Source organism: Microbacterium sp. zg-Y818 (genome assembly GCF_030246905.1).
Taxonomy (GTDB): domain Bacteria; phylum Actinomycetota; class Actinomycetes; order Actinomycetales; family Microbacteriaceae; genus Microbacterium.
Map to the genome: position 1 here is coordinate 2,133,421 of NZ_CP126741.1, position 20,279 is coordinate 2,153,699.

The window sequence follows — 20,279 nt, forward strand, 5'->3', positions numbered from 1 at the left end:
GACACGGAGCCGGTCGGCGTCACCCGAGCAGCGGGCGCAGTGCCTCCACGAACGGATGCATCCGCCGCGCCATGACCGTGTCGAGCGGCTCACTCACCTCGGGGGCAGCGGCCCAGTCCGAGGTCGCGCGCTCGCCGATGGCCATGAGCGCGCGGATCACATCCCCCGCGCGGTCACGATCGAGCTCGGGCGCGCACCGGTGCACGTGCTCCAGGATCTCCCCGCTGAGCGCCGCGGTGCGCAGAGCCGCCGCCGCCCGCAGCTCGTCATCGGCATCCACGATGCGCCAGCGTGCGGTGAACGACGCGCGGTCGGCGGTGCTGTAGTGCGCGAGGGCGAGGATCGCGGCGACGATGGCGTCCATCGCGGGCAGACCCTCGGAAGCCGCCAAGCTCTGCCGCATCCGCTCGGCCCGTGCGTCGAACTCGTCCCACATGAGGTCGCGCTTGGCAGGGAAGTACGAGAACAGCGTCGTGCGGCTGACGCCGACCTCCCGCGCGATCTCGGTGAGCGACGTCGCGGCGTACCCCTGCTTCGCGAACAGGCCGATGGCGATGGCGCGCACCTCGTCCCGGCTCGCGCGCCGCGGGCGTCCCGGGCCTTTGGCCGCCATTCCACCGTTCGCGCTCACCCCGTCACTCTACATTTCCGAACACCGTTCGGATATTGTGGAATCGGTCGGGAAACCCCGCCGACCAGACCCGAAGGCATCAGGAGGCCGCCATGAAATCCGTCCACGTCACCGGTGTGAACCAGATCGACTGGGTCGAGGTCGACAAGCCCGAGGTCGGCCCGCGGGATGTGCTGCTGCGCATCCGCGCGTGCGGCATCTGCGGCTCCGACGCCATGTACGCCAGCTACGGCGGCATCCCGCCCCGTCAGGGTGCCACTCCCCTCGGGCACGAGCCTGCCGCCGAGATCGTCGAGGTCGGCGCCGAGGTCGAGGGCTTCGCCGTGGGCGACCACGTCGTCATCGACACCATGCGCTTCACCGACGGGCTGCTCGGCTCCGGCGGCGCCCAGGGCGGCTTCACCCCCTACGTCGTCGTGCGCGACGCCACCCCGGGAGTGCAGCTGAAGGTCATCCCCGACCACGTGCCGTGGGATGTCGCCGCGCTGAACGAACCGATGGCCGTGGCCCTGCACGCCGTCAACCGCACTGGCGTGAAGGAGGGCGACAAGGTCGTCATCTTCGGCGCCGGCCCCATCGGCCTGGGCGCGCTGCTCGGCTACCGCCGCAAGGGCGCGAGCCACATCGTCGTCGTCGACGTGATCCCCTCCCGCCTCGAGAAGGCGCTGGAGATCGGCGCGGATGCCGTCATCGACTCCTCCAAGGAGGACGTCGGCACACGCCTGGTCGAACTCCACGGCGACGGCGCGACCCCGTGGGTGCGAGGCGTCCGCCCCGCCACCGACATCTACCTGGATGCCGCGGGTGTCGCCGTCGTACCCCAGACCGTCACCCGCATCGCCAAGCACGGCGCAACGCTCGGCGTCGTCGCGGTGCACAAGAAGCCGGTCGAGCTCGACTTCGGCGGCATCCTCCAGAGCGAGATGAACATCGTGTGGGCGATGGGCTACCCGACCGAGATCTTCGAGGTGACCGACGACATCGTGGAGAACTGGGAGAAGTACGCCAAGATCATCAGCCACCGGTTCCCGTTCGAGCAGACCCTTGAGGCGCTCGAGCTCGCCGCGACGCCGGGCGCGGCAGACAAGGTGACCGTCGTCTTCGACTGACACCGCGCGCTGAACGGCGGCCCGTCTCTGCGATTCGCGGGGCGGGCCGCCCTCATTCGTCAGGTGCCCGAAGCGCGCCTTCGGGGATAGGGTCCACCGCATGGACCTCCCGAAGATCGGCGCACCCGCAGGCCGTGCCCTGGAGCAGGCTCAGATCCGCACGATGGACGATGTGCGACGCGTGGGGCTGGATCACATCGCGACGCTTCACGGAGTGGGCCCGAAGGCCATCGAGCTGCTGCGAGAGGCACTGACGGACTGACCCGGCGCTCACCCGGAGGTGTCGGTCCACGAGGCGATGTCGACGCCGTGGTTGTCCGGGGAGGCCAGCGACCACCACGCCGGCGCCTGGGTGTCATCGACCAGGCGGCCACCTGCGGCGAGCGCGGCATCCACCCGCGCCTGCGCCCGATCGGCGGGAACGAAGACATCGAAGTGCGTGCGCCCGCGCGCCGGGGTGTCCCCGGTGATCGGGTTGAACGCCAGCTGCGGGCCACACCGCAGCGGGTCGATGGCATCCGTCTCGCCGAGCGGCTCGTAGCCGAGCGCCGCCAGGAAGAACGGCCGCACGTCGACCTGCGAGTGCTGTGCCACGTAGATGCCGACCGACTGGGCCAGCGACGGGTCAGCGGTCAATCCGTGTTCGGCGGCAGCGAGCGAGACCGCGGCGGCGAACTGCGGCGCGGCCGCGGGGATGCCCTGCTGCGTGCGGTTGGGCACGCGCACGACGACGCCTTCGGGCCGCAGGTCGACATCGGGCAGGATGCCGAAGCGTTCGGCCGCGGCGACGATCGGGCCGATGAGCTCGGCTGCCTGCGCCAGCGACGTCGCGGTGAAGACGGCGTGCGGGCCGACCTCGGTGACCCGCCAGTCCACGACGTCGGGGGCACGGTGAAACTCCGCAGCGGAAATGCCCGCGGGCGCGTTCGTCGACTCGTCCATCGGAAGAACCCCTTCTGCAGCGGCATCGTCATCATCGGCGGCGCCTGGCGGGCAACACGGTACTCGCGGAGGCGGGTGGGCGATACGTCAGGGCCGGGCGCCGATGCCGTCGGCATCCGCCCGTCGGGGGCTACGGGCGCCCGATCTGGCGCTCGCGACGTGCATGATCGTCGGATCCGCGCGATGCAGTCGCCACTTCTCCCCGCGCCGCGGTTTGGCCTCGACGATCCCAAAAAGGTATGGTCCGGTGCGGCACTACCGGCCGTCAATCCCGCCGGGGAGCAGTCGTTTTCGCGAGCCCTGGGAGGGTGATGATGGAGTTCTACCGGTTCGATGCTGGCAGCGGCGAGAAGGTCTCGCACTTCGACTCGGACTTCGTTCTCTCCCGCATCGTCCGCACCGACAGCGCCGTGAACATCGGCTGCATGCATTTGGGCGCGAACGGCGTTGTCGGATATCACCAGACGGCGGCGCCTCAGCTGCTGCTCGTCGTCAGCGGGCAGGGCGCCGTCCGAAGCGGAGAGGAATCCGTCCGCATCGGCCCAGGGGATGCCGTCTTCTGGACGAGGGGCGAGTGGCACGAGACGACATCCGAACAGGGATTGACCGCGCTTGTCATCGAGAGCGCGGAGCTCGACCCCGCCCGCTACATGCCTTCGAGGTCGATGTCGTGAGCCGTTGAGGTCACGCAGCTGACGACGGCGTACCTTTCGGCACGCCCTCGAGCCCCGCGGTGACGAGGTGGGTCAGATCGACCGAGAAGATCGGCCGCACACCGATGTCGCTCGGCTGAGGCAGGGGAATGTCATCCCTCCGGGGAACCGTCGCACGGTGACCGGGCACCACCGCGCGAGACGACCGAGCCGGCGAACCGGTGGTGGACCTATTCGTCGCCATCGAACAGCCCCCCGTCGAGGATGCGGTTGTAGCGCAGCCGTAGCGCGCGTTCCGTGCTGGCGGCCAGGCCTGCCACGACCAGCGAGATGTTCAGCCACGCCGGCAGCCGGATGGGACTGACGAATGTGCCGATCCGCTCCGCGATCAGCGGGAACTGCGTGACGGTCTCGATGAACTGCGGCACGGCGAGCACGAGAGCCACGACGAGCACGATCAGCGAGGCGGCGCTGATCGCGTGGCTGAGCGCCGGGGCGGTCCGGTCCAGCCGTGCGCGCCGACCCTCGGCGGATGCCGGGTCGGGGGTGAGCTGCCGTTCCGACCCGTCGTACGCGACGTAATGCGCGCGCCGCAGCCCGAAGCCGCTGGTCACCACCTCGATGCGTCCGCCCGGCACCGGGAACACCCCCGGAAGCCGTGACCGGCCTGCGTGACGACCGTCGCGGTAGAGGTCGGCCCACACCACGCCGTCGTCGTCTCCCCCGTGCCGCACGTCGACCGACCACGTCCCGAGCCGACCGCTGGGGTCGACGAGGCGGAGATGAAAGAGCGAGCGGGCGAAGGACTGCCACCAGCGAAAGCGCGGCAGCGGGTGCCCGTCTCCGGCGGCGGAATGGCGCGACGGGCGATGCGTGCCACCCCAGGCCATTCCGCCGTCCAGCGGCTCGTCGGATTGCGAAGCCATCGCCGCTTCACACCCCCACGACGTAGGTCAGGGCGAGCCAGAACCCGACGGTGGTCACCGTCGTCCACAGCACGATGGCGACGGCCTGCCAGAGCAGCACCCACGCCCGCGAGGTTCCTGCGGCGACGAGCATGGCCGAGGTGAACTGGGTCGGGATCGCGAGAGGCCCGAGAATGCTCGCACCCGGCACCCCGAAGCGCACGAGCCACGTCTTGACGCGCTGGCGCCCCTTCGATTCGGGCTTGGCGGATGCCGGCGGCACGATGGCCGCGGCATCCCCCTCGTCCTCGAGACCAGCGAGCGACGAAGCGCCCACGGTCGCGCCGACCCGCGCGCTGCTGCGGTTGACGACGGCGGTGCGTGCCTGCGACGTGAGCAGCACGATGATCAGCACGGTCAGGAAGTTGCCCGCAACCGCGGCCGCTGCCGCGGCGACCGGGTGCATCCCGCCGATCATGCCGATCACCGCCCCCACCTCCCCCTCGACCATCGGGATCGCGGCGGCGAGCGCGACGACGAGAGGTTTGACGAGCTCGGGCACCTGGGTGGCGAGCTCTTGCAGGTTCAGGATGAGTTCTTGCACGAAGTTCATGGCATTTCCATTTCTGTTGTGGTGGGCGGAGAGTAAGGAGATCCCCTGTTCTCAGAACAGGGTCAAATCGTCGGATCGTGCGGCTGTCAGCACTCGCTCCTGCACGAGCAAGCCGGCGCGGGAGAGCACGTCGATCTGCGCGGGGTTGTAAAGCTCCCCCACCGCCTCGACGAAGGTCTGCCGCGTCACGCGCGCGCTGTGGGACGCATGCCCTGCGGGGTCGTAGAGCCACGGATAGTCGATGAGGTTCTGCGCCAGGGTCGGCGCGAGCCGCTCGGCGAGCCGCTGGCGGGTCGCCTCGTCGGCGTCGGCCGGCAGGGCGGTGATCTCATCGCCGACCGCGCCGGTCGCGGCATCCACTTCGACCATGCGGCGCAGATCCGCCATCGCCTCCTGGTCGTAGAGCCGGCTATAGATGTGGAGGATCGAGCTGTCGGCCTCGGAGAGGTGCGCCGCAACCGACGCGAACCCGGCGGGGGCATCGGCGGGGGCGTCATCACGCAGGATCTCGGCGATGTCCGCGCGTGCCTGCTGCAGGCGCTCGATGTGGGCCGCGAGCTCCGCATCCAGCGCCCGCAACGCGGCGGGCATCCTCTCGTCGCCCGAGCCCACGGGACCCACTTGAGAGAGGGGGATGCCGAGCTGCACCAACCGACGGATGCGCAGCAGCCGCACGAGGTGCCGCACCCCGTACTGCTTGTAGCCGTTGTAGCGGCGTTCGGGCTCGTCGAGCAGGCCGAGCCGGTGGTAGTGCCGGATCGTGTTGACGGTCGTGCCCGCCAGGTCGGCGAGCTCGCGGGTGCTCCACGCCATGGCTCGCTCCTACTGTGCGATGCCGGCGCCGCGTGCGCCCAGCAGGATGCCGGCGAGGGCTGCGGCCAGGCTGACGGCAACCGCGTCATGCGTGTCGGCGTCGTCCCGCGCTAGAGGTGCGCGGGTCAGGCTGCCGGGCGTCGGTACGGTGGGCGGTCGGACGACGGCGCCGACCTCCGCCGCGGGTGATGAGGTGCTCATCGGGGTCCCTTTCCTTGATGGTCCCGTCAGGCTCGCACCGGCGCCCTCACCGTCGCGTCGGTAGCCGTCCCTACGCGAAAAGCCCGCAGACCGCGGGGGTATTTGTTCGCGTCGGTGACAATCACCTAGTACGGTGGCGACCACCCGAAGGGAGCCACCCGTGACCCACCTTCTCGGCCGACATGCCGAGCGCGAAGCAGTCGAAAAGCTCCTCACCCGGGCACGAAGCGGGCACAGCGGAGCGCTCGTGCTGCACGGTGAGGCCGGCATCGGAAAGACCGCGCTGCTTGACCACGCCCGTGCGGCCGCGGCGGCGTCGGGGTTCCGGGTGGAGATCTCGGTCGGTGTGGAGTCGGAGTCGCAGTTCGCGTTCGCCGGCCTGCACCAGTTGTGCGCGTCGCTGCTGCATCACGCGAGCACCCTGCCCGAACCGCAGCAGACCGCGCTGGGGGTGGCGTTGGGACAGCAGGCGGGCGATCCCCCCGACCGTTTTCTCGTCGGGCTCGCGACCCTCAACCTGCTGGCCGAAGTGGCCGAGGAGCGGCCGCTGCTGTGCCTCGTCGACGATGCGCAGTGGCTCGACGATGCCTCTTCGCAGGTGCTCGCGTTCGTGGCGCGACGGGTGTCAGCCGAGCGGTTCGCGCTCCTGTTCGCGGTGCGCGACGCCGCGCGGGAGGATGCCGCAGCAGAGCCGGCGGCGCTGGCCGACTTGCCGCGCATGCGCCTCGACGCTCTCTGCGAGGCGCATGCGCGGGAACTGCTGACGTCGGGGCTGCCCGCTCCGCTCGACGAGAGGGTATTCGAGCGGATCATCGCCGAGTCATACGGCAATCCGCTTGCGCTGGTCGAATTGCCACTCAGTGCGGCGGCCGCACAGCTGGCCGGCGGATACGAGGTGCCGAGCGCTCTGGATGTGCCGCGCCGCGTCGAAGAGAGCTTCCGCCGCCGATCCCGCAGCCTGCCCGCCGACACCCAGCTGCTGCTGCTCGCCGCGGCAGCGGACCCCACCGGAGACGCGGCGCTGCTGTGCCGCGTGTCGGCGCAGCTCGGCGTCGCTGAAGACGCCCTCGCACCTGCCGAGGCCGCCGGGCTGCTGGTTGTCGACAATCGGGTCACCTTCCGGCATCCGCTCGTACGCTCGGCCGTCTATCGTGATGCGCCGCCGCCCGACGTGCGTCGCGCGCACGACGCCCTGGCGGCCGCCACCGACCCCGACACCGACCCCGACCGCCGCGCCTGGCACCGCGCCCAGGCGGTGCAGGGCACCGATGAGGATGCCGCCGCCGAGCTGGAGCGGTCGGCGGGTCGCGCACGTGCCCGCGGCGGGCTGGCCGCATCGGCGGCGTTCATGCAGCAGGCGGCGACGCTTACTCCGGAGCCGGGCGCGCGGGCGCGCCGCGCGCTGGAAGCTGCGCACACCAAGCACGAGGCCGGCGCGTCCGAAGCGGCATCCGAACTGCTGGCGATGGCCGGCGCGGGGCCGCTCGACGCGCTGCAGCAGGCCCGCCTGGAGTTGCTGCGCGCTCGGATCGCCTACCATGTCGCACGCGACGGTGAGGGGCCGGTGATGCTGTTGAAGGCGGCCGAGAGCCTTGCCCCCCTGCATCCGGCGCTCTCACGCGAAACCTACCTCGACGCACTCGACGCCGCGATCAGCACCGGCGACCCCGGGATGGGCTCCGCGGTGCGGGACGTGGCTGAGGCCGCCCGCAGGGCACCCGCCCCGCCTGGGTCACCACGACCGGCGGATCTGCTGCTCGACGGGCTGGTGACCACGTTCACCCGGGGGCACGCGGCGGGCGTGCCGGAGTTGCGGCAGGCGCTGGCCGCATTCTGCGACGGCGTAAGCGGTGACCCGGCGGCCGACGCAGACATCCGCCGCTGGGGATGGCTCGCGGCGCGGACGGCGATGACGGTCTTCGACGAGGACCTCTTCTTCACGCTCGGCGCGCACCATATGCGGTCGGCCCGTGAAGCCGGCGCGCTGGCCACGCTCCCCGCGGCTCTCCTCGTCCAGTCCGTCATGCTCGTGCTCTCCGGTGAGTTCACCCGGGCGGCCGAGCAGACCGAGGCCGCAGCGGCCACCAAGGCCGGACTCCACCTCCACGCGCGCCTCATCCTGGCTGCGTGGCGCGGCCATGCCGAGGAGACCGCGGAGATCACCTCAATGATCGGCCAGGCGGGCCCCGCCCGCGGGCGCAGCGCCGAGATGACCATTGCCGGGTACGCCTTGGCGGTGTTGCACAACGGTTCGGGCGACTACGCGGCGGCACAGAGCGCCGCGGCACGCGGCACCGAATCCGAAGGCCTGAAGTACAACAACCTCATCTACTCCGAACTCATCGAGGCGGCCAGCCGTTCCGGCCAGCCCGAGAGCGCGACCGAAGCACTCGCAGAGCTCACAGCACGAGCGAACGCCGCCGGCACCCCCTGGGCCCTCGGACTGGCCGCCCGCTCGCAAGCGTTGACCACCCCTGGGCCGGCCGCCGAGGACCACTACCGCGAGGCGATCGACCACCTCGCGCGCAGCCGCATGGCGGCCCACCTGGCCCGCACGCACCTCGTCTACGGCGAGTGGCTGCGCCGCGAGGGCCGGCGTCAGGACGCCCGCGAACAGCTGCGCACCGCCCACGACATGCTGACGACCATGGGCGCCGAGGCGTTCGCCCAACGCGCGGCCCGCGAGCTGCGCGCCACCGGCGAGCATCCCCAGAAGCGCACCGCTCAGCCGACCGACGCCCTCACCGCCCAGGAGCTGCACATCGCACGGCTGGTGGCGGCGGGCGCGACGTCGCGCGAGGTCGGCACGCAGCTGTTCCTCAGCCCGCGCACGATCGAGGCGCACCTGCGCAACATCTTCCGCAAGCTCGGCATCACGTCCCGCCGGCAACTGCGCGACATGCCGCTGTCCTGACCCGCGTTCACGCCCCCTCTTGACCCGGTGGCGGGAACAGGGGGTGGAGTGTGTCCCACGTCGTCTTCGACGAAGGGAGCATGGGAATGAAGGTCTTCATCATCGGGGTCAGCGGGGCCGTCGGAGGGCTGCTGGCGCGAGAGCTGCGTGACCGAGGCGACGAGGTCTCGGGTCTCGTGCGCCGCGAGCAGCAGCGAACCGAGCTGGCTGCCCGTGGCGTGGACGCGCGCGTCGGCGACCTTGCCTCCATGAAGCCCGACGCGATGGCATCCCTGCTGACGGGAATGGATGCCGTCGTCTACACCGCCGGCTCGAACGCCGGTGCCCGCCCCGATACTGTCGCGATCGACGGCGAAGGAGTGGTGACGGCCCTCGAGGCCGTGTCCCTCGCCGGAGTGCGGCGCTTCGCGCTGGTGTCGGTACTGCCCGAGGCCGGTCGCGGGCAGAATCTCAGCGCCGACGAGGAGTTCTACTACGCCGTGAAGAAGCTCGTCGACGTCACCGTCAGCATGAGCGACGTCGACTGGCTGATCCTGCGACCGTCGATGCTCGTGGATGATCCCGCGAACGGCACCGTGGCGCTCGGCCCCGCCCAGCCGCACGACGAGATCCCCCGCGAAGACGTCGCCACCACCCTCGCTGAGCTGCTGCACGAGCCCGGGATCTCCCGGCAGATCCTCGAACTCACCCAGGGCGCGACGCCGATCGCGCAGGCGGTTCGGGCCGCCCGTCCGCGCGCCGTCTGCAGCGGCTTCTGACGGGTGAGTTCCCGCCCCCGCTTGACCCTGTGCCGACAACACGGTGTCCACTGGGTTCGTCCCGCGGGAGCCGCCTCGACTCCCCCCTCTCACAGCGTCATCGGACGCAGAAACACCTGGAGCATCTCCGTGATCGAAGCAAACTCTCTGACCAAGCGCTACGGCGCGAAGACCGCCGTCGACGGCATCGACTTCACTGTGCGTTCCGGGGTGGTGACCGGGTTTCTGGGTCCCAATGGGGCCGGAAAGTCCACCACGATGCGCATGATCATGGGCCTGGACCGCCCGTCGTACGGTTCGGTGACGGTCAACGGCATGCCGTACGCGCGGCACCGGACCCCGCTTCGTCAGGTGGGCGCACTGCTGGATGCCAACGCGGTGCATCCCGGGCGCAGCGCCCGCAACCATCTGCTCGCGGTGGCAGCAACGCATCGCATCGGGTCGAAGCGCGTGGACGAGGTGATTGCGCTCACCGGGCTCGACTCCGTCGCGCGCAAGCGCGTGGGTGGGTTCTCGCTGGGCATGGGTCAGCGGCTCGGGCTCGCCGTCGCGCTGCTGGGAGACCCGGCGACCCTCATCCTCGACGAGCCGGTGAACGGGCTCGACCCCGAAGGCGTGGTGTGGGTGCGCCGGCTCGCGCGAAGCCTCGCGGCGGAGGGGCGCACCGTCTTTCTCTCCTCTCATCTGATGAGCGAGATGGCGCAGACGGCCGATCACCTCATCATCCTCGGCCGTGGCCGCATCGTCGCCGACGCTCCCGTGAGCGAGATCCTCGCGGGCACCGAGGGCGAGTCGGTGCAGGTGCGCACGCCGCGGGTCGTCGGGCTCTCCCGCCTGCTCGAAACGGAGGGTGCGACCGTGACGCCCCTGGAACACGACCTGGTGTCGGTGATCGGACTCACCGCGCCGCGCATCGCCGAGATCGCCGCAGCCGCCGGCATCGTCGTGTACGGACTCACCCCCGTGGCCCGGACTCTCGAAGATGCCTACCTGGAGCTGACTCGAGACGACGTCGAATACCGCAGCACGGAGGCGACCCGATGAGCACCACCGCCACGCACCCCGCCCTCTCCCCCGTCGGTCACGATCTGCGCTTCACCGGTGTGGTGCGCGCGGAGTGGATCAAGCTCCGCAGCATCCGCTCCACCTGGTGGGCCTACGCGATCCTGGTGGTGCTCACGGTCGGATTCGGGGCGCAGATGTCCGCGTCGCTCAGCTTCCAGGGCGTCGAAGCCGTTCCCACCCAAGACGCGGTGCAGGACATGGCGGTGTACGCCGTGATGGTCAGCACCGACGTCGGCGCACTCATCGTGAGCGTGCTCGGCGTGCTCATCATCGCCGGCGAATACGGCACCGGCATGATCCGGTCGACCCTCACTACCGTGCCGAAGCGCGTGCCTGCGCTGCTCGCCAAGGCGCTCGTCTTCGCCGCCGTGACCTTCGTCGTGAGCGCCGTTACGTTCGCGATCACGGCTCCGGTCTCGGCGGCGCTGTTCGCAGCCGACGGCCTCTATGTCGCCCTCGACGACCCGCAGTACTGGCTCGCGCTGCTCGGGGGTGTGGGCTACCTCGTGCTGGTGGGTCTCATCGCGTTCGGCATCGGAGCGCTCCTGCGCAATACCGCCGGAGGCATCGCGGTGGCCCTCGGCCTGGTGCTGGCGGCACCGCTCGTGCTGGCCCTCGTGATCGGCTTCGCGTCGCCGGGCTGGGTGGAGAACCTCGCGATGCTGCTGCCCTCGACCGCCGGCAGCATCCTCTTCAGCTACCCGACGGAGCAGAGCTGGGTGGACCTTCTCGCACCGGAATCCGCCGGCTGGCTCACCGAACCGTGGCAGGGCGGGCTCGTGCTCGTTGCCTGGGCCGTGGTGCTGTTCACCGCCGCAGCCGTGCTTCTCAAGCGCCGGGATGCCTGAGCTTCACGGCCCCGGGTTTCGAACCATGGCTACAGACAAGGAGAAGGACATGACTCAGGAGACGACGACCGCCGCGGGCGAAACCGCGACAGTGCACCTCACTATCGGGGAACGGATCAGCAGTCACATCGCGAGGTTCGCCGACGGGCGCGTCGCCGGACGGGCGGACTTCATCGACGCGCCGGAGGGACGTGCCGAGCGGATCTTCTTCCATACCGAGGTCGATCCGGCGTACGGCGGCCGTGGCATCGGCGTGCTGCTGCTGCGCGAGGCGCTTGCCGACAGCATCCGCCAGGGCGTCACCGTGGTGCCGGTGTGCCCGCTGTTCGCCCGCCACCTCACGAAGCACGGCGGGGAGTACGTCGCCGAGGGCGGTGCCTATCGCACGCCCCGGCTGGCGGACATCGATCTCGTGAAGCGCGCGGTCACAGGTCCTGCACGCTGAGCTTGTGCCCACTGCGCTCGACCCAGGGTGGGCACCCGCGGCGGCGTGACACTCACACCGTCCGGCGCCGGCGGAGGACGTACATGAGCCCGCCCGCGCAGAGCAGCGCGGCGCTGAGGAGCGCGATGCCCCACGGCGCCTCGGCGCCGGTGATCCCGAGCGCACCCGCGCGCAGCACTGTGATGGGCGTGCGGATGTCGGACTCCCCTGCCGCGCTGATGACGAGGGCATGTGCACCGACTGGGAACGACGCCGGGATCGCCACCCGGAACTCGACCCGCCCCTCCGGGCCCGCCGCAGGCACGTTCCGCACCACCAGCGGATCGCTCTGCACCTCGGCGCCGATCTGCTGTCCCGGGGTGAGCCCGCTGACGCGCACGAGCAGGGTGCCACCCTGCGCGACCCGGCCGTCGCCCACATCCACGATTGCCCAAGCACCGGCATCCGGATCCGTCGGGTCCGGGGCAGGGACGGTCGGAACCGGCGTCGGTGCGGGCGTCGGGTCGACGGGCGCGTCCGCCACGGCCGCACTGGGTGCCGAGACCCGGGTCACCGCGATCCGATCGGCCATGCTCGCGCCGACGCGCACGGTGAGCGCCGATCCGCGCTGATCCTCGGTGACGACGAAGGTGGCGCCCTGCGCGCCGGCGATGGGAAAACCGTCCGCCAGCCACTGGTAGGTCAGCGTGGCGGAGTTGTCGCCCGCCACGTCGACCGTCAGTTCACGGCCGATCCATGCGTCGCCGCGCAACTGCGGCTCGCCCAGCTCCGCGCGCTGCGTGGTCCCGAAGTCCAGCCAGGTGCCGCTCAGTTCGGCATACCCCTGGCTGGGCTTGCTCCAGTCGCACACGCCGTCTGCGAAGACGTTCTGCAGCTCCTGCCATTGCTCGTCCGTCAGGACGGGGTAGTCGCCGCGAACAGGAGCGGTGAGCTCGCACTTGAGCACGTCACGCGTGAGCGGCTCCCCTGCCTCGAAGCGCGGGTCGGAGTGGTACGGGTATAGCTGGTTGCAGGCCTTCGCCGGGTCGGCGTAGTCCAGCGGTTCGGCGATGAACGTACCCGAGGCGTCGAAGCACCCGTCGGTCAGTCCTGCCGGACGTGCCTCGATGGTGCGTTCCCGCGATTCCTGGCCGCCCCGCGCGATGATGTTGTCGAGCCACTGCTCGAGCTGCGTCAGCGCTTGCGCGCGCATCGGCCCGGAGCTGGCAGGACTCGAGCCGCTCGTCCAGCTCACGTGGGTGGCCGCGTCGCCGTGCGCCGCCAGCATGCGCTCCCGGATGATGGCGGACCGGTACCGGTCGTGGAAGTCGCCGGTGAGATCGGCGTAAGGGCGGATCTCGATCACGGGGGTGAAGGCGAGCCCACCGGTCATGGTGTTGACCCGCCCGGTCTCGAACGCGCGCGTGATCGCCACGATGCTGGCCTCGGAACGGGATGCGGTGCGGGCGCCGTCGATGTCGAAGCCACCCGCGTTCGCGTTCAGACTCAGGAACTGGTCGACCGAGATGACGCCGTCCTGAAGCGCCGACAGGCCGTACTGCAGACCCACACCGTCAGGGATGGGGCGGAGTGCCCGCCCCTGCTCGTCGACGCCGTAGACGTTCTTGACCATGTCCGAGATCGTGCACCGCAGACCGTCCGGATTCGCCGTGGACCAGCGCTCTTCCGCGGGGATGAGGGCGTTGCAGGCGGCCGGATCGGTGTCGACACCGGTGAACCAGCTGAATCCGACGCAGGTCTGCATCACGGCCTGACCGGTCACCGCCAGCTTCTGCTCGTCGGTCCAGCCGGCACCCTCGGCCGAAGCCCAGTAGCCCAGCAGGTTGCTGCAGTCGTGTCCGGTCACGGTGGTGGTGCGCTCGTCCGGGTACCCGATCTCCCCCAAGACACCGTCGATGATGCCGGGGTAGTTGTTCGACAGCAGCAATTGCTGCATCGTGCCGGCCGAGCCGCCCCATCCGATCGTGTACGTGACGGGGCCGAACTGTTCGATGACGTGCTCCTTGACCATCATCGCCGTCTCCGCGCTGGTGACGTCGTTGCAGTTCTGCGCGTAGACGTTGAACGTGGCGGATGCCACGGCATACCCCCGAGCCAGCAGCTCATCCGTGAGCACCCCGCCCGTGCCGGTGCCCTGCCAGTAGCCGACCCCGCAGGCCCCGCCGAACGTGTAGGCGAGTCTCCCGTTCCACCCGGACGGCGCGGCGCCCGGCGCCGGCGCAGGCTCGCCGGGCTGGTGCAGCACGGCCGTCTCGTACACGGCCCGGTTGATCGTCCCTCGTTCCAGTCGGACGACATACGGGACGGTGCGTCCGTCGATCGTCGCGGTGACGAGGTCGCCCGGGACGGTCCCGTCGGCGGGATAGGGCAGGAAGCGACCGTCCGTCGTGCGGTACTGGTAGCTCACCGTGGGCTCGGCGACATGGCAGTTCTCATCGACCTCGCCGAGGTTCCACGGGGGCGTCGAGGCGGTGCAGTACATCGGATGCTGGGGGCCCGAGAACACCGGGCCAGTGATCGGGTGGTTCTCCAGCTCGACCGACGCGCGGTCACCACCGGATTCGACCACGACATCGCTCACCCCCAGCGGGAGCTGCTCGACCAGGCCGATCAGCCCGTCGTCGTGGGGTGCGAAGACACCGGTCACGTCGACGCCCGCAGCGGTTACGCGCACGTCGCCCTGTGCGGCGCTGATGCGCAGGAGCGCATCGCCACCGGTGACGCTATCGGGCCGGCTCGAGACGACCGAGACGTCCAGCGCGGCATCGCCGACCGCGGCGGTCGCCGGCAACGGAAGTGCCAGCGAGATGATCAGGCCGGCCAACGCAGCAGCGCAGGCCCCCGGGCGTACGAACGGTCGGTGACTCATGTGCGTCCTCCGCTATCGACGTCGTCGTCGTCGGGGCCCCGTCGCCCCGTGGCACTGATAGTAGAAAGCTAGGTGACGCGCGTCAATGAGCCGTGAACTATTGAACGGCATCCTCCTCACCGAGGCGTTGCGGCGTGACGAACGCCGCAAGCGCGTCGTCGACGGCACGCACGTGGTCCCGCATCCGCTCCTCCGCACTCTCGCCGAGGGCGTCGTACGTGCGGACGAACACGCCCCGTGCGGCGGCGCGGGGCCAGTCAGCCGGCAGAAGCCGGGCGGGATGACCGGGATCGATGTGACGGAACGCCTGCCAGTCGAGCATCAGGTCGGTGCGCGTCGCGAGGGCCGCTCCCCCGGCTTCGGTGCGCGGCCCGGCGGCGAGGCGGTCGAGGAAGCGCGCGTACTCCTGCCGGACGGCCGCGATGCCCCATGCCCGCAGCGGCCCGTCCGTCGACGTCATGGCCAGCGGTGCACGCAGCGACGTGACGTCCAACACGCCCGCGGCGCGCAACTGAGCGGTCGTGTCCTCGACGGAACCGGTAGGGGAGATCCAGACCCCGTCGTAGAGAGGCGCGTAGCCGGACCACCGCAGGATGGCGCGAGCCCGGTGGCGCAGCGCGCGCTCGGCCTCGGGGATCGAGAACATCAGCACGCTCCAGCATCCATCCCACTCCGGCTCGATCCTGCCGAACCGGCGCAGCCAGCCGGCCTCCTCCCGTACGAGCTCCGCCCCGCGAGAAGCGAGCGCATGGCTCGTGCGGCGGCCTGCGCGGGAGACCTCGAGAATGCCGTCCTGCGTCATCCGCACCAGAGCGGCGCGCGCAGCGGGCTGCTTGACCCCGAGGTCCGCCATCGCCGCCAGGATCGCGCCGGTGGGCAACGGCTTCTTCACGCCCCACCAGTAGTCCCCGAACAGCGTCAGCACCTGCAGGACGGGAGACCGACGTCGCACGGATCGGGCGGGCGGGAGCACTTCTGACACGGCCCCATCCTCACATCTGCCGCTTCTTCGCGGAGTACGCGTCCCGCACGCGGGGCCGGCGCCGATCGCGCTCTTCCGCGTCGCGGGTGGATGGGCGCGGGGGCCCGGGCGGGGCTCGTGCTCGGCATCGTCGTCTCGAGCGTGGTGTTCGCCATCGTCCACCTCTCGAGCGATGTGTGGCTGAACGCCTGGTACCTCGTCTTCGCCGTCGGGCTGTCGCTGATCACCTGGCGCACGGGTGCCATCGAGATTGCGATCGTGCTGCACACGATGTTCAACACCGTGAACTTCGTGTTCGACGTGGCACTGCGCGTGGACATGGCCACCGCGTACGACCGGTCGGCGGGCGTGGCCTCGGTGGAGACGCTGGCGCCGATGGCCGTGATCGTCATCGCCGTCGCGGTGGTGTGGGTGCGCACGCGGGGTGCGGCGGCGGTGCGGACGCCTGTGGATGCCGAGGCTCGCGCGGAGGCGGTACGGGCGGTCTAGGGACGGGGTGCCCGCCGGTCCCCACCGGTGCCGACTCCCGGCTCCAGGTCGGCCGGGCTCCGTCGCGAGCCGTCTACAGTCTCGTCGTGTGCGTGTCGATCCAGTCGACCACTTCGGCGAACTCCAGCCGACCGTCACCCACTGCCCGAACGAATTCGTCACCATCGCGAACATTCTCGGCAGCCAGATGATGCCCGTTAAGGGCAAGGAACGCCTTCGCGACCAGCCAGGAGAGCCTCTTGTTCCCGTCCGAGAGAGGATGATCGCGATTGATCGCGATCATCAACGCGGCAGCCTTGTCGTGGAGCGCTGGATAGACCTCTTCGCCAAAGACAGGCAGCGGCGCGGCAAGTGCTGAGAGCAGAAGATTTCGGTCGCGAAGGTGGAAACCCACCAACTCGATGAGGTCTTCAACGTCGCTGGGCTCGAGGTAATCCGTCACTGCGAAAGTGCGTCCAGCAGGGCAGCGTCCTCGTCGAGGATCCGCTGGAAGATGGCGCGAGTTCGCGCGCTCTTGTCAGCTCTGGCCGCGCGCTCCTCGATCGCAAGCTTGACGACTTCTGTCTTGGTGCGCCGCTCCTGAGCGGCGAGCGCGTCGAGGAGTTCCTCGTGCGCCGCGTCGAGACGTAGATTCATCGCCATGCGAAAGCCCCTCCCTGAGTACGTGCTTCGACGGTAACACGGAAGGTACCACGCGGTACCATCCGGGCACAGTGCTGCTTGTCTCCCGCCGCAGCGTGAGTAGGCTGACCCCACCGAGCACTCCCTGACCCCACATCCAAGGTGGTGATGGCATGCCGTACTTCGTCATCGAGCGAACCTTCGACGAACCGGTGGCCCTGCCCGTGGATGCCGCGGACGACATCAACCTCATCAACGATGAAGAAGATGTGCGGTGGGTGTTCTCCTATCTCTCCCTCGACCGAACCAAGACCTACTGTCTCTACGAGGCGCCCTCGGCAGAGGCGATCCGCGCCGCCGCCGAGCGGGCCGGCCTCCCTGCGGACAGCGTGATCGAAGTCGCCGGCCGCGTCATGCCCAATGGCCACCTCATCGAAGCGGAGTAGTGCGCACCGTCACATCAAGCCCTCATCTCGGGCGTAGCGGACGGCATGGGATCGGTTGGAACTCGAGGTCTTGGTGAAGATGCTGCGCATGTGGTTGGCCACGGTGTGCTCGCTGATGAACAGCCGGGCGGCGATGTCGCGATTGGTCAGGCCCTGATCGATCAGACGGAGGATCTCGATCTCGCGGGGGGTCAGCCCGTCGGCGCGACCGCGCAGTCTCGCATCCCGCTCGACCGCGCGCATCACGCGGGCCCAGCCTGCGGCTGTGGCATCCGCCCACACGCGCTCGGCGAGGACGAGCGCCTCTCGCGACCGGGCATCGCGCGAGACCAGCCAGTGCGCCAAGGCGGTGCGGGTGTGGGCGGCATCCAGCGCCGCGCCGAGCCGATCGTCCAGCGCCAGCGCAGCGTCGAAAGAGGTCTGCGGGTCGCCGGAATCCAGCAGACCATCGAGCTGTCCGAGGTAACGGTCCGCCGAGCCGAAGCACGAGACGAAGTAGCCCGACATGAGGTTCAGACCGGCGTACTCCAGGATCAGAGGGCGCAGCCGCGCGGCCGCGTCGCGGTCCTCGAGGAACATCGCAGCCTCGGCGAGCAGTGCCAGCACGGCGGGCCACTCCGCGGACTCATGCGCCATGGCGGTGTCCTGATCCAGCAGCCACGCCAGCATCCTCGCCGCCGGCCGCCTCATCTCGAACTCGGTGTACAGGCCGAGCAGCCCCGGCGCCCAGTGCTCGTGGGGTGATTCGGTTCCGGTGATGATCCCGCGCACCGGCGCGAGCTGTCCGAGTTCTCGCTTGATCATGTACAGCTGCTGTGCGGCGACGCTGGACCGCGCATCCGACAGGAACGTGGCTTCGGCTCGCGCTGCCCGCCGGTATGCGGTTCTTGCTGCCCCCAGCCGGCCGGCGATGAAGTGCCGGCCGTAGTCGACGCAGTCGCGCCAGTACTGCCAGTAGCTTCCCGCGCGCGCCGCTGCCGCGATGAGGGCTGTTTCGGCCTGCTCCAGTCCGCCTTTGTCGCCGAGGACGTACGCTGCGGCGGCCCGATAGTTGGGGGCGGCATACAACCACTCGCCGATGTCCGCCGGGCTGGTCGCACCCGCGGTGCCGACTGTCCAGATCTCGCCGGCATGGTCGTACGCCTCTCTGAGGATCTGGGGCCGGAGGCTGTGAAGATATGCGGTCCGCAGCACCCGCAACAGCAGCTGCGCATCACCGAGCGCGCGAGCCTGCCGAGTGGCCTCTGTCGCCCGCACCCGCGCCTCGTCCAGGCGCCCCGAAAACGACGTCGCCCGCGCGAGCGCCGCGAGCGCCTCCACCCGTTCCGCGCGAGAACCGGGCTCGGCGGGAAAGTCCAGCGCGCCCATCAGCAGCTCCACCGCCCGCCCGCCGTGGATGCCCGGCCGCCAGGTCGCTTCTTCGTACTGGATCGCGCCGCGCAGCTGATCGAGCGGGGTACCCAGCGCGCAGACCCGCTCGGCGAGAGCGCGCGCTCGGGCGAAATCTGCCGCGAGTAGCCAGTTGCGCGCTGCCGCCAGGCGCAGCTCGTCGCGCCCGCTCGGCGACTGGGTCAGGTCCGCCGCCTGCTCGAACAGTCGCGCCGCCTCTTCGTACGCGATTCTGGATGCCGCGAGCTCCGCCGCCGCGGCCGTGTACGAAACCGCCTCATCCCGGAATCCGAGGCTGAGTGCGTGGACGTAGTGGTAGGCGAGCCGCTGCGTCAGCCGGGCGGGGGTGGGCGCACGCTGCTCGAGCATCGCGGCCGCGCGTGCGTGCAGTGCCGGCCGGTCTCGCGCGGGAATGCCGTCGAGCACCGCCTGCCGCGCGATCGCGTGCGGAAAGCGCAGGTCGTCGCCTGCGCCATGGGGCGCTTCGAGCAGTCCCGCCGCCAGGGCCCGCTCGAGCGCATCCAGCACGGTCTCGGCCGATTCCCCGGAGATCGCGGCCAACTCGACCACAACAACGTCCATGCCCAGCACCGCTGCCGCCTCGAGAAGATGGCGCTGCGCGGGATCGATCGTGTCCAGCCTTGTGTACAGCAGATCGTTGACCGACTCGGGCAAGGAGATGCCGACGACATCGGGGCCGGCGATGTCGCCGGCATAGCGCCACGCCTCGCGCAGCAGAAAGGGGTTGCCTCCCGTCAGGAACCGCAGTCGCGTTGCCACCTCGAGCAGGTCTGTGGCGGATGCCGTCGCCCGGGTGCGCACATAGGTGAGCACCTCGTCCAGCGTCAGCGCCCGCAGCGAGATGCGCCGCATTCCTTCGAAGGACGAGAGGTTCGCCAGGACCCGGTCCACGACCGCTGAGCGATCCGGATGCGTGGACCGCACACCGCCGAGCAGCAGCACCGAGCTGTCTTCGAGTCCGGCGAGCATCCTGGGCAGCAGCCGCAGCACGGCCTCATCGGCCCAGTGCAGATCGTCCAGGACGATCACGATGGGCCGGCTCTCGGCGGCCTCACTCAGCAGACCGACGATCGCCGTCGCCAGCCGGTGCTGATCGCCCGGGTCCCGTGCCTCCGGCCCAGGGTCTGCGCGGTCCGCCGTGATGGCCTGGCGTATCAAGCGGCTGGCGGCATCCGTCGCCGTCGCCCCCCGGACAAGGTCCAGCAGCCTGCGCAACGGGGCGTCGAGCGGCTCGAACGGCGCACCGAACTCGGCGACGCACGAGCCTGCGAAGACGGCGGCACCGTGCGCGCTGAGCCGGGTCGCGGCTTCGGCGATGAGCCTGGTCTTGCCGACTCCCGGCTCTCCCGTGACGAAGACGCAGTGCACCGACCCGCTCACCACGTCGGGCCACACCGAGACCACGGCATCCAGTTCCTCTTCCCGCGCGACGAACGGCGGCTGATCGGAGCTGCGCCATGCGCGGGGCAAGAGCGGTGGTTTCCAGGCCCGCATGCGGCCAACATATGCCCGCCACCGGCTCACGTCGATCCCCGCATCAGCGGTTCGAACGCCACGGCGAAATG

21 protein-coding genes are annotated in these 20,279 nt (G+C 70.1%); 10 read left to right on the forward strand and 11 right to left on the reverse strand.

Annotated elements, in window-relative coordinates; genetic code table 11:
• Nucleotides 1-19: 19 nt before the first annotated feature.
• Nucleotides 20-631, reverse strand: a complete 612-nt coding sequence (locus tag QNO21_RS09970; RefSeq protein ID WP_257517803.1) for a TetR/AcrR family transcriptional regulator — start codon at nt 629-631, stop codon at nt 20-22.
• Between the two features lie 92 nt (nt 632-723).
• Here QNO21_RS09970 and QNO21_RS09975 point away from each other — a divergent pair, with 92 nt between their 5' ends.
• Together QNO21_RS09975 and QNO21_RS09980 are read left to right on the forward strand one after the other, a co-directional pair.
• Entirely contained in the window at nt 724-1,740 is a 1,017-nt protein-coding gene (locus QNO21_RS09975; protein WP_257517804.1) for a zinc-dependent alcohol dehydrogenase, read from the forward strand.
• 100 nt (nt 1,741-1,840) lie between these two features.
• The gene (locus QNO21_RS09980) at nt 1,841-2,002 is read left to right on the forward strand and encodes a helix-hairpin-helix domain-containing protein (RefSeq protein WP_257517805.1); all 162 of its coding nucleotides are present in this window, start codon (nt 1,841-1,843) and stop codon (nt 2,000-2,002) included.
• A gap of 8 nt (nt 2,003-2,010) precedes the next feature.
• Here the strand turns inward: QNO21_RS09980 and QNO21_RS09985 are convergent, their stop codons facing one another.
• A complete protein-coding gene (locus QNO21_RS09985) occupies nt 2,011-2,682 on the reverse strand; it encodes a VOC family protein (RefSeq protein ID WP_257517806.1) in 672 nt (223 codons plus the stop codon).
• A gap of 311 nt (nt 2,683-2,993) precedes the next feature.
• Between QNO21_RS09985 and QNO21_RS09990 the strand changes: the two genes are divergently transcribed.
• Nucleotides 2,994-3,356 carry a cupin domain-containing protein gene (locus QNO21_RS09990; RefSeq protein ID WP_257517807.1) on the forward strand — a complete coding sequence of 121 codons (363 nt, stop codon included), beginning with the start codon at nt 2,994-2,996 and terminating at the stop codon, nt 3,354-3,356.
• 209 nt (nt 3,357-3,565) lie between these two features.
• Here QNO21_RS09990 and QNO21_RS09995 read toward each other — a convergent pair whose 3' ends face one another.
• The 4 genes from QNO21_RS09995 to QNO21_RS10010 are packed head-to-tail and all read right to left on the reverse strand — an operon-like array spanning nt 3,566 to nt 5,867.
• Complete coding sequence (locus QNO21_RS09995) at nt 3,566-4,261, reverse strand: hypothetical protein (RefSeq protein ID WP_257517808.1); 696 nt, start codon at nt 4,259-4,261, stop codon at nt 3,566-3,568.
• A gap of 7 nt (nt 4,262-4,268) precedes the next feature.
• Nucleotides 4,269-4,853, reverse strand: coding sequence for a small multidrug efflux protein (locus QNO21_RS10000; protein ID WP_257517809.1), 585 nt, complete (start codon nt 4,851-4,853; stop codon nt 4,269-4,271).
• A gap of 51 nt (nt 4,854-4,904) precedes the next feature.
• Entirely contained in the window at nt 4,905-5,666 is a 762-nt protein-coding gene (locus QNO21_RS10005) for a helix-turn-helix domain-containing protein (RefSeq protein ID WP_257517810.1), read from the reverse strand.
• A 9-nt stretch (nt 5,667-5,675) separates the two neighbouring features.
• Nucleotides 5,676-5,867 carry a hypothetical protein gene (locus QNO21_RS10010; protein ID WP_257517811.1) on the reverse strand — a complete coding sequence of 64 codons (192 nt, stop codon included), beginning with the start codon at nt 5,865-5,867 and terminating at the stop codon, nt 5,676-5,678.
• Between the two features lie 160 nt (nt 5,868-6,027).
• On the opposite strand from QNO21_RS10010, the gene QNO21_RS10015 reads away from it, so the two are divergent.
• From QNO21_RS10015 to QNO21_RS10035, 5 genes are all read left to right on the forward strand, one after another.
• Complete coding sequence (locus tag QNO21_RS10015) at nt 6,028-8,781, forward strand: helix-turn-helix transcriptional regulator (RefSeq protein WP_257517812.1); 2,754 nt, start codon at nt 6,028-6,030, stop codon at nt 8,779-8,781.
• Nucleotides 8,782-8,831: 50 nt separating this feature from the next.
• Nucleotides 8,832-9,539 carry an NAD(P)H-binding protein gene (locus QNO21_RS10020; protein WP_257517813.1) on the forward strand — a complete coding sequence of 236 codons (708 nt, stop codon included), beginning with the start codon at nt 8,832-8,834 and terminating at the stop codon, nt 9,537-9,539.
• A gap of 129 nt (nt 9,540-9,668) precedes the next feature.
• Nucleotides 9,669-10,583, forward strand: coding sequence for an ABC transporter ATP-binding protein (locus tag QNO21_RS10025; RefSeq protein WP_257517814.1), 915 nt, complete (start codon nt 9,669-9,671; stop codon nt 10,581-10,583).
• Entirely contained in the window at nt 10,580-11,452 is an 873-nt protein-coding gene (locus QNO21_RS10030) for an ABC transporter permease subunit (protein WP_257517815.1), read from the forward strand. Before QNO21_RS10025 ends, QNO21_RS10030 begins: the two co-directional genes overlap by 4 nt.
• Before the next feature lie 49 nt (nt 11,453-11,501).
• Complete coding sequence (locus QNO21_RS10035) at nt 11,502-11,897, forward strand: GNAT family N-acetyltransferase (RefSeq protein ID WP_257517816.1); 396 nt, start codon at nt 11,502-11,504, stop codon at nt 11,895-11,897.
• Nucleotides 11,898-11,949: 52 nt separating this feature from the next.
• Here the strand turns inward: QNO21_RS10035 and QNO21_RS10040 are convergent, their stop codons facing one another.
• Both QNO21_RS10040 and QNO21_RS10045 read right to left on the reverse strand, forming a co-directional pair.
• Complete coding sequence (locus tag QNO21_RS10040) at nt 11,950-14,721, reverse strand: DUF6351 family protein (RefSeq protein WP_285178390.1); 2,772 nt, start codon at nt 14,719-14,721, stop codon at nt 11,950-11,952.
• Between the two features lie 142 nt (nt 14,722-14,863).
• The gene (locus tag QNO21_RS10045; RefSeq protein ID WP_257517818.1) at nt 14,864-15,748 is read right to left on the reverse strand and encodes a PaaX family transcriptional regulator; all 885 of its coding nucleotides are present in this window, start codon (nt 15,746-15,748) and stop codon (nt 14,864-14,866) included.
• 90 nt (nt 15,749-15,838) lie between these two features.
• Between QNO21_RS10045 and QNO21_RS10050 the strand changes: the two genes are divergently transcribed.
• Complete coding sequence (locus QNO21_RS10050; RefSeq protein WP_257517819.1) at nt 15,839-16,237, forward strand: CPBP family intramembrane glutamic endopeptidase; 399 nt, start codon at nt 15,839-15,841, stop codon at nt 16,235-16,237.
• A 73-nt stretch (nt 16,238-16,310) separates the two neighbouring features.
• Here QNO21_RS10050 and QNO21_RS10055 read toward each other — a convergent pair whose 3' ends face one another.
• Nucleotides 16,311-16,679, reverse strand: coding sequence for a type II toxin-antitoxin system death-on-curing family toxin (locus QNO21_RS10055; protein ID WP_257517820.1), 369 nt, complete (start codon nt 16,677-16,679; stop codon nt 16,311-16,313).
• Nucleotides 16,676-16,879, reverse strand: a complete 204-nt coding sequence (locus QNO21_RS10060; RefSeq protein WP_257513687.1) for a hypothetical protein — start codon at nt 16,877-16,879, stop codon at nt 16,676-16,678. The genes QNO21_RS10055 and QNO21_RS10060 overlap by 4 nt, the downstream gene beginning before the upstream one ends.
• 152 nt (nt 16,880-17,031) lie before the next feature.
• Here QNO21_RS10060 and QNO21_RS10065 point away from each other — a divergent pair, with 152 nt between their 5' ends.
• Complete coding sequence (locus tag QNO21_RS10065; protein ID WP_257517821.1) at nt 17,032-17,304, forward strand: nickel-binding protein; 273 nt, start codon at nt 17,032-17,034, stop codon at nt 17,302-17,304.
• Nucleotides 17,305-17,313: 9 nt separating this feature from the next.
• Here QNO21_RS10065 and QNO21_RS10070 read toward each other — a convergent pair whose 3' ends face one another.
• A complete protein-coding gene (locus QNO21_RS10070) occupies nt 17,314-20,208 on the reverse strand; it encodes a helix-turn-helix transcriptional regulator (RefSeq protein WP_257517822.1) in 2,895 nt (964 codons plus the stop codon).
• Nucleotides 20,209-20,279 lie beyond the last annotated feature (71 nt).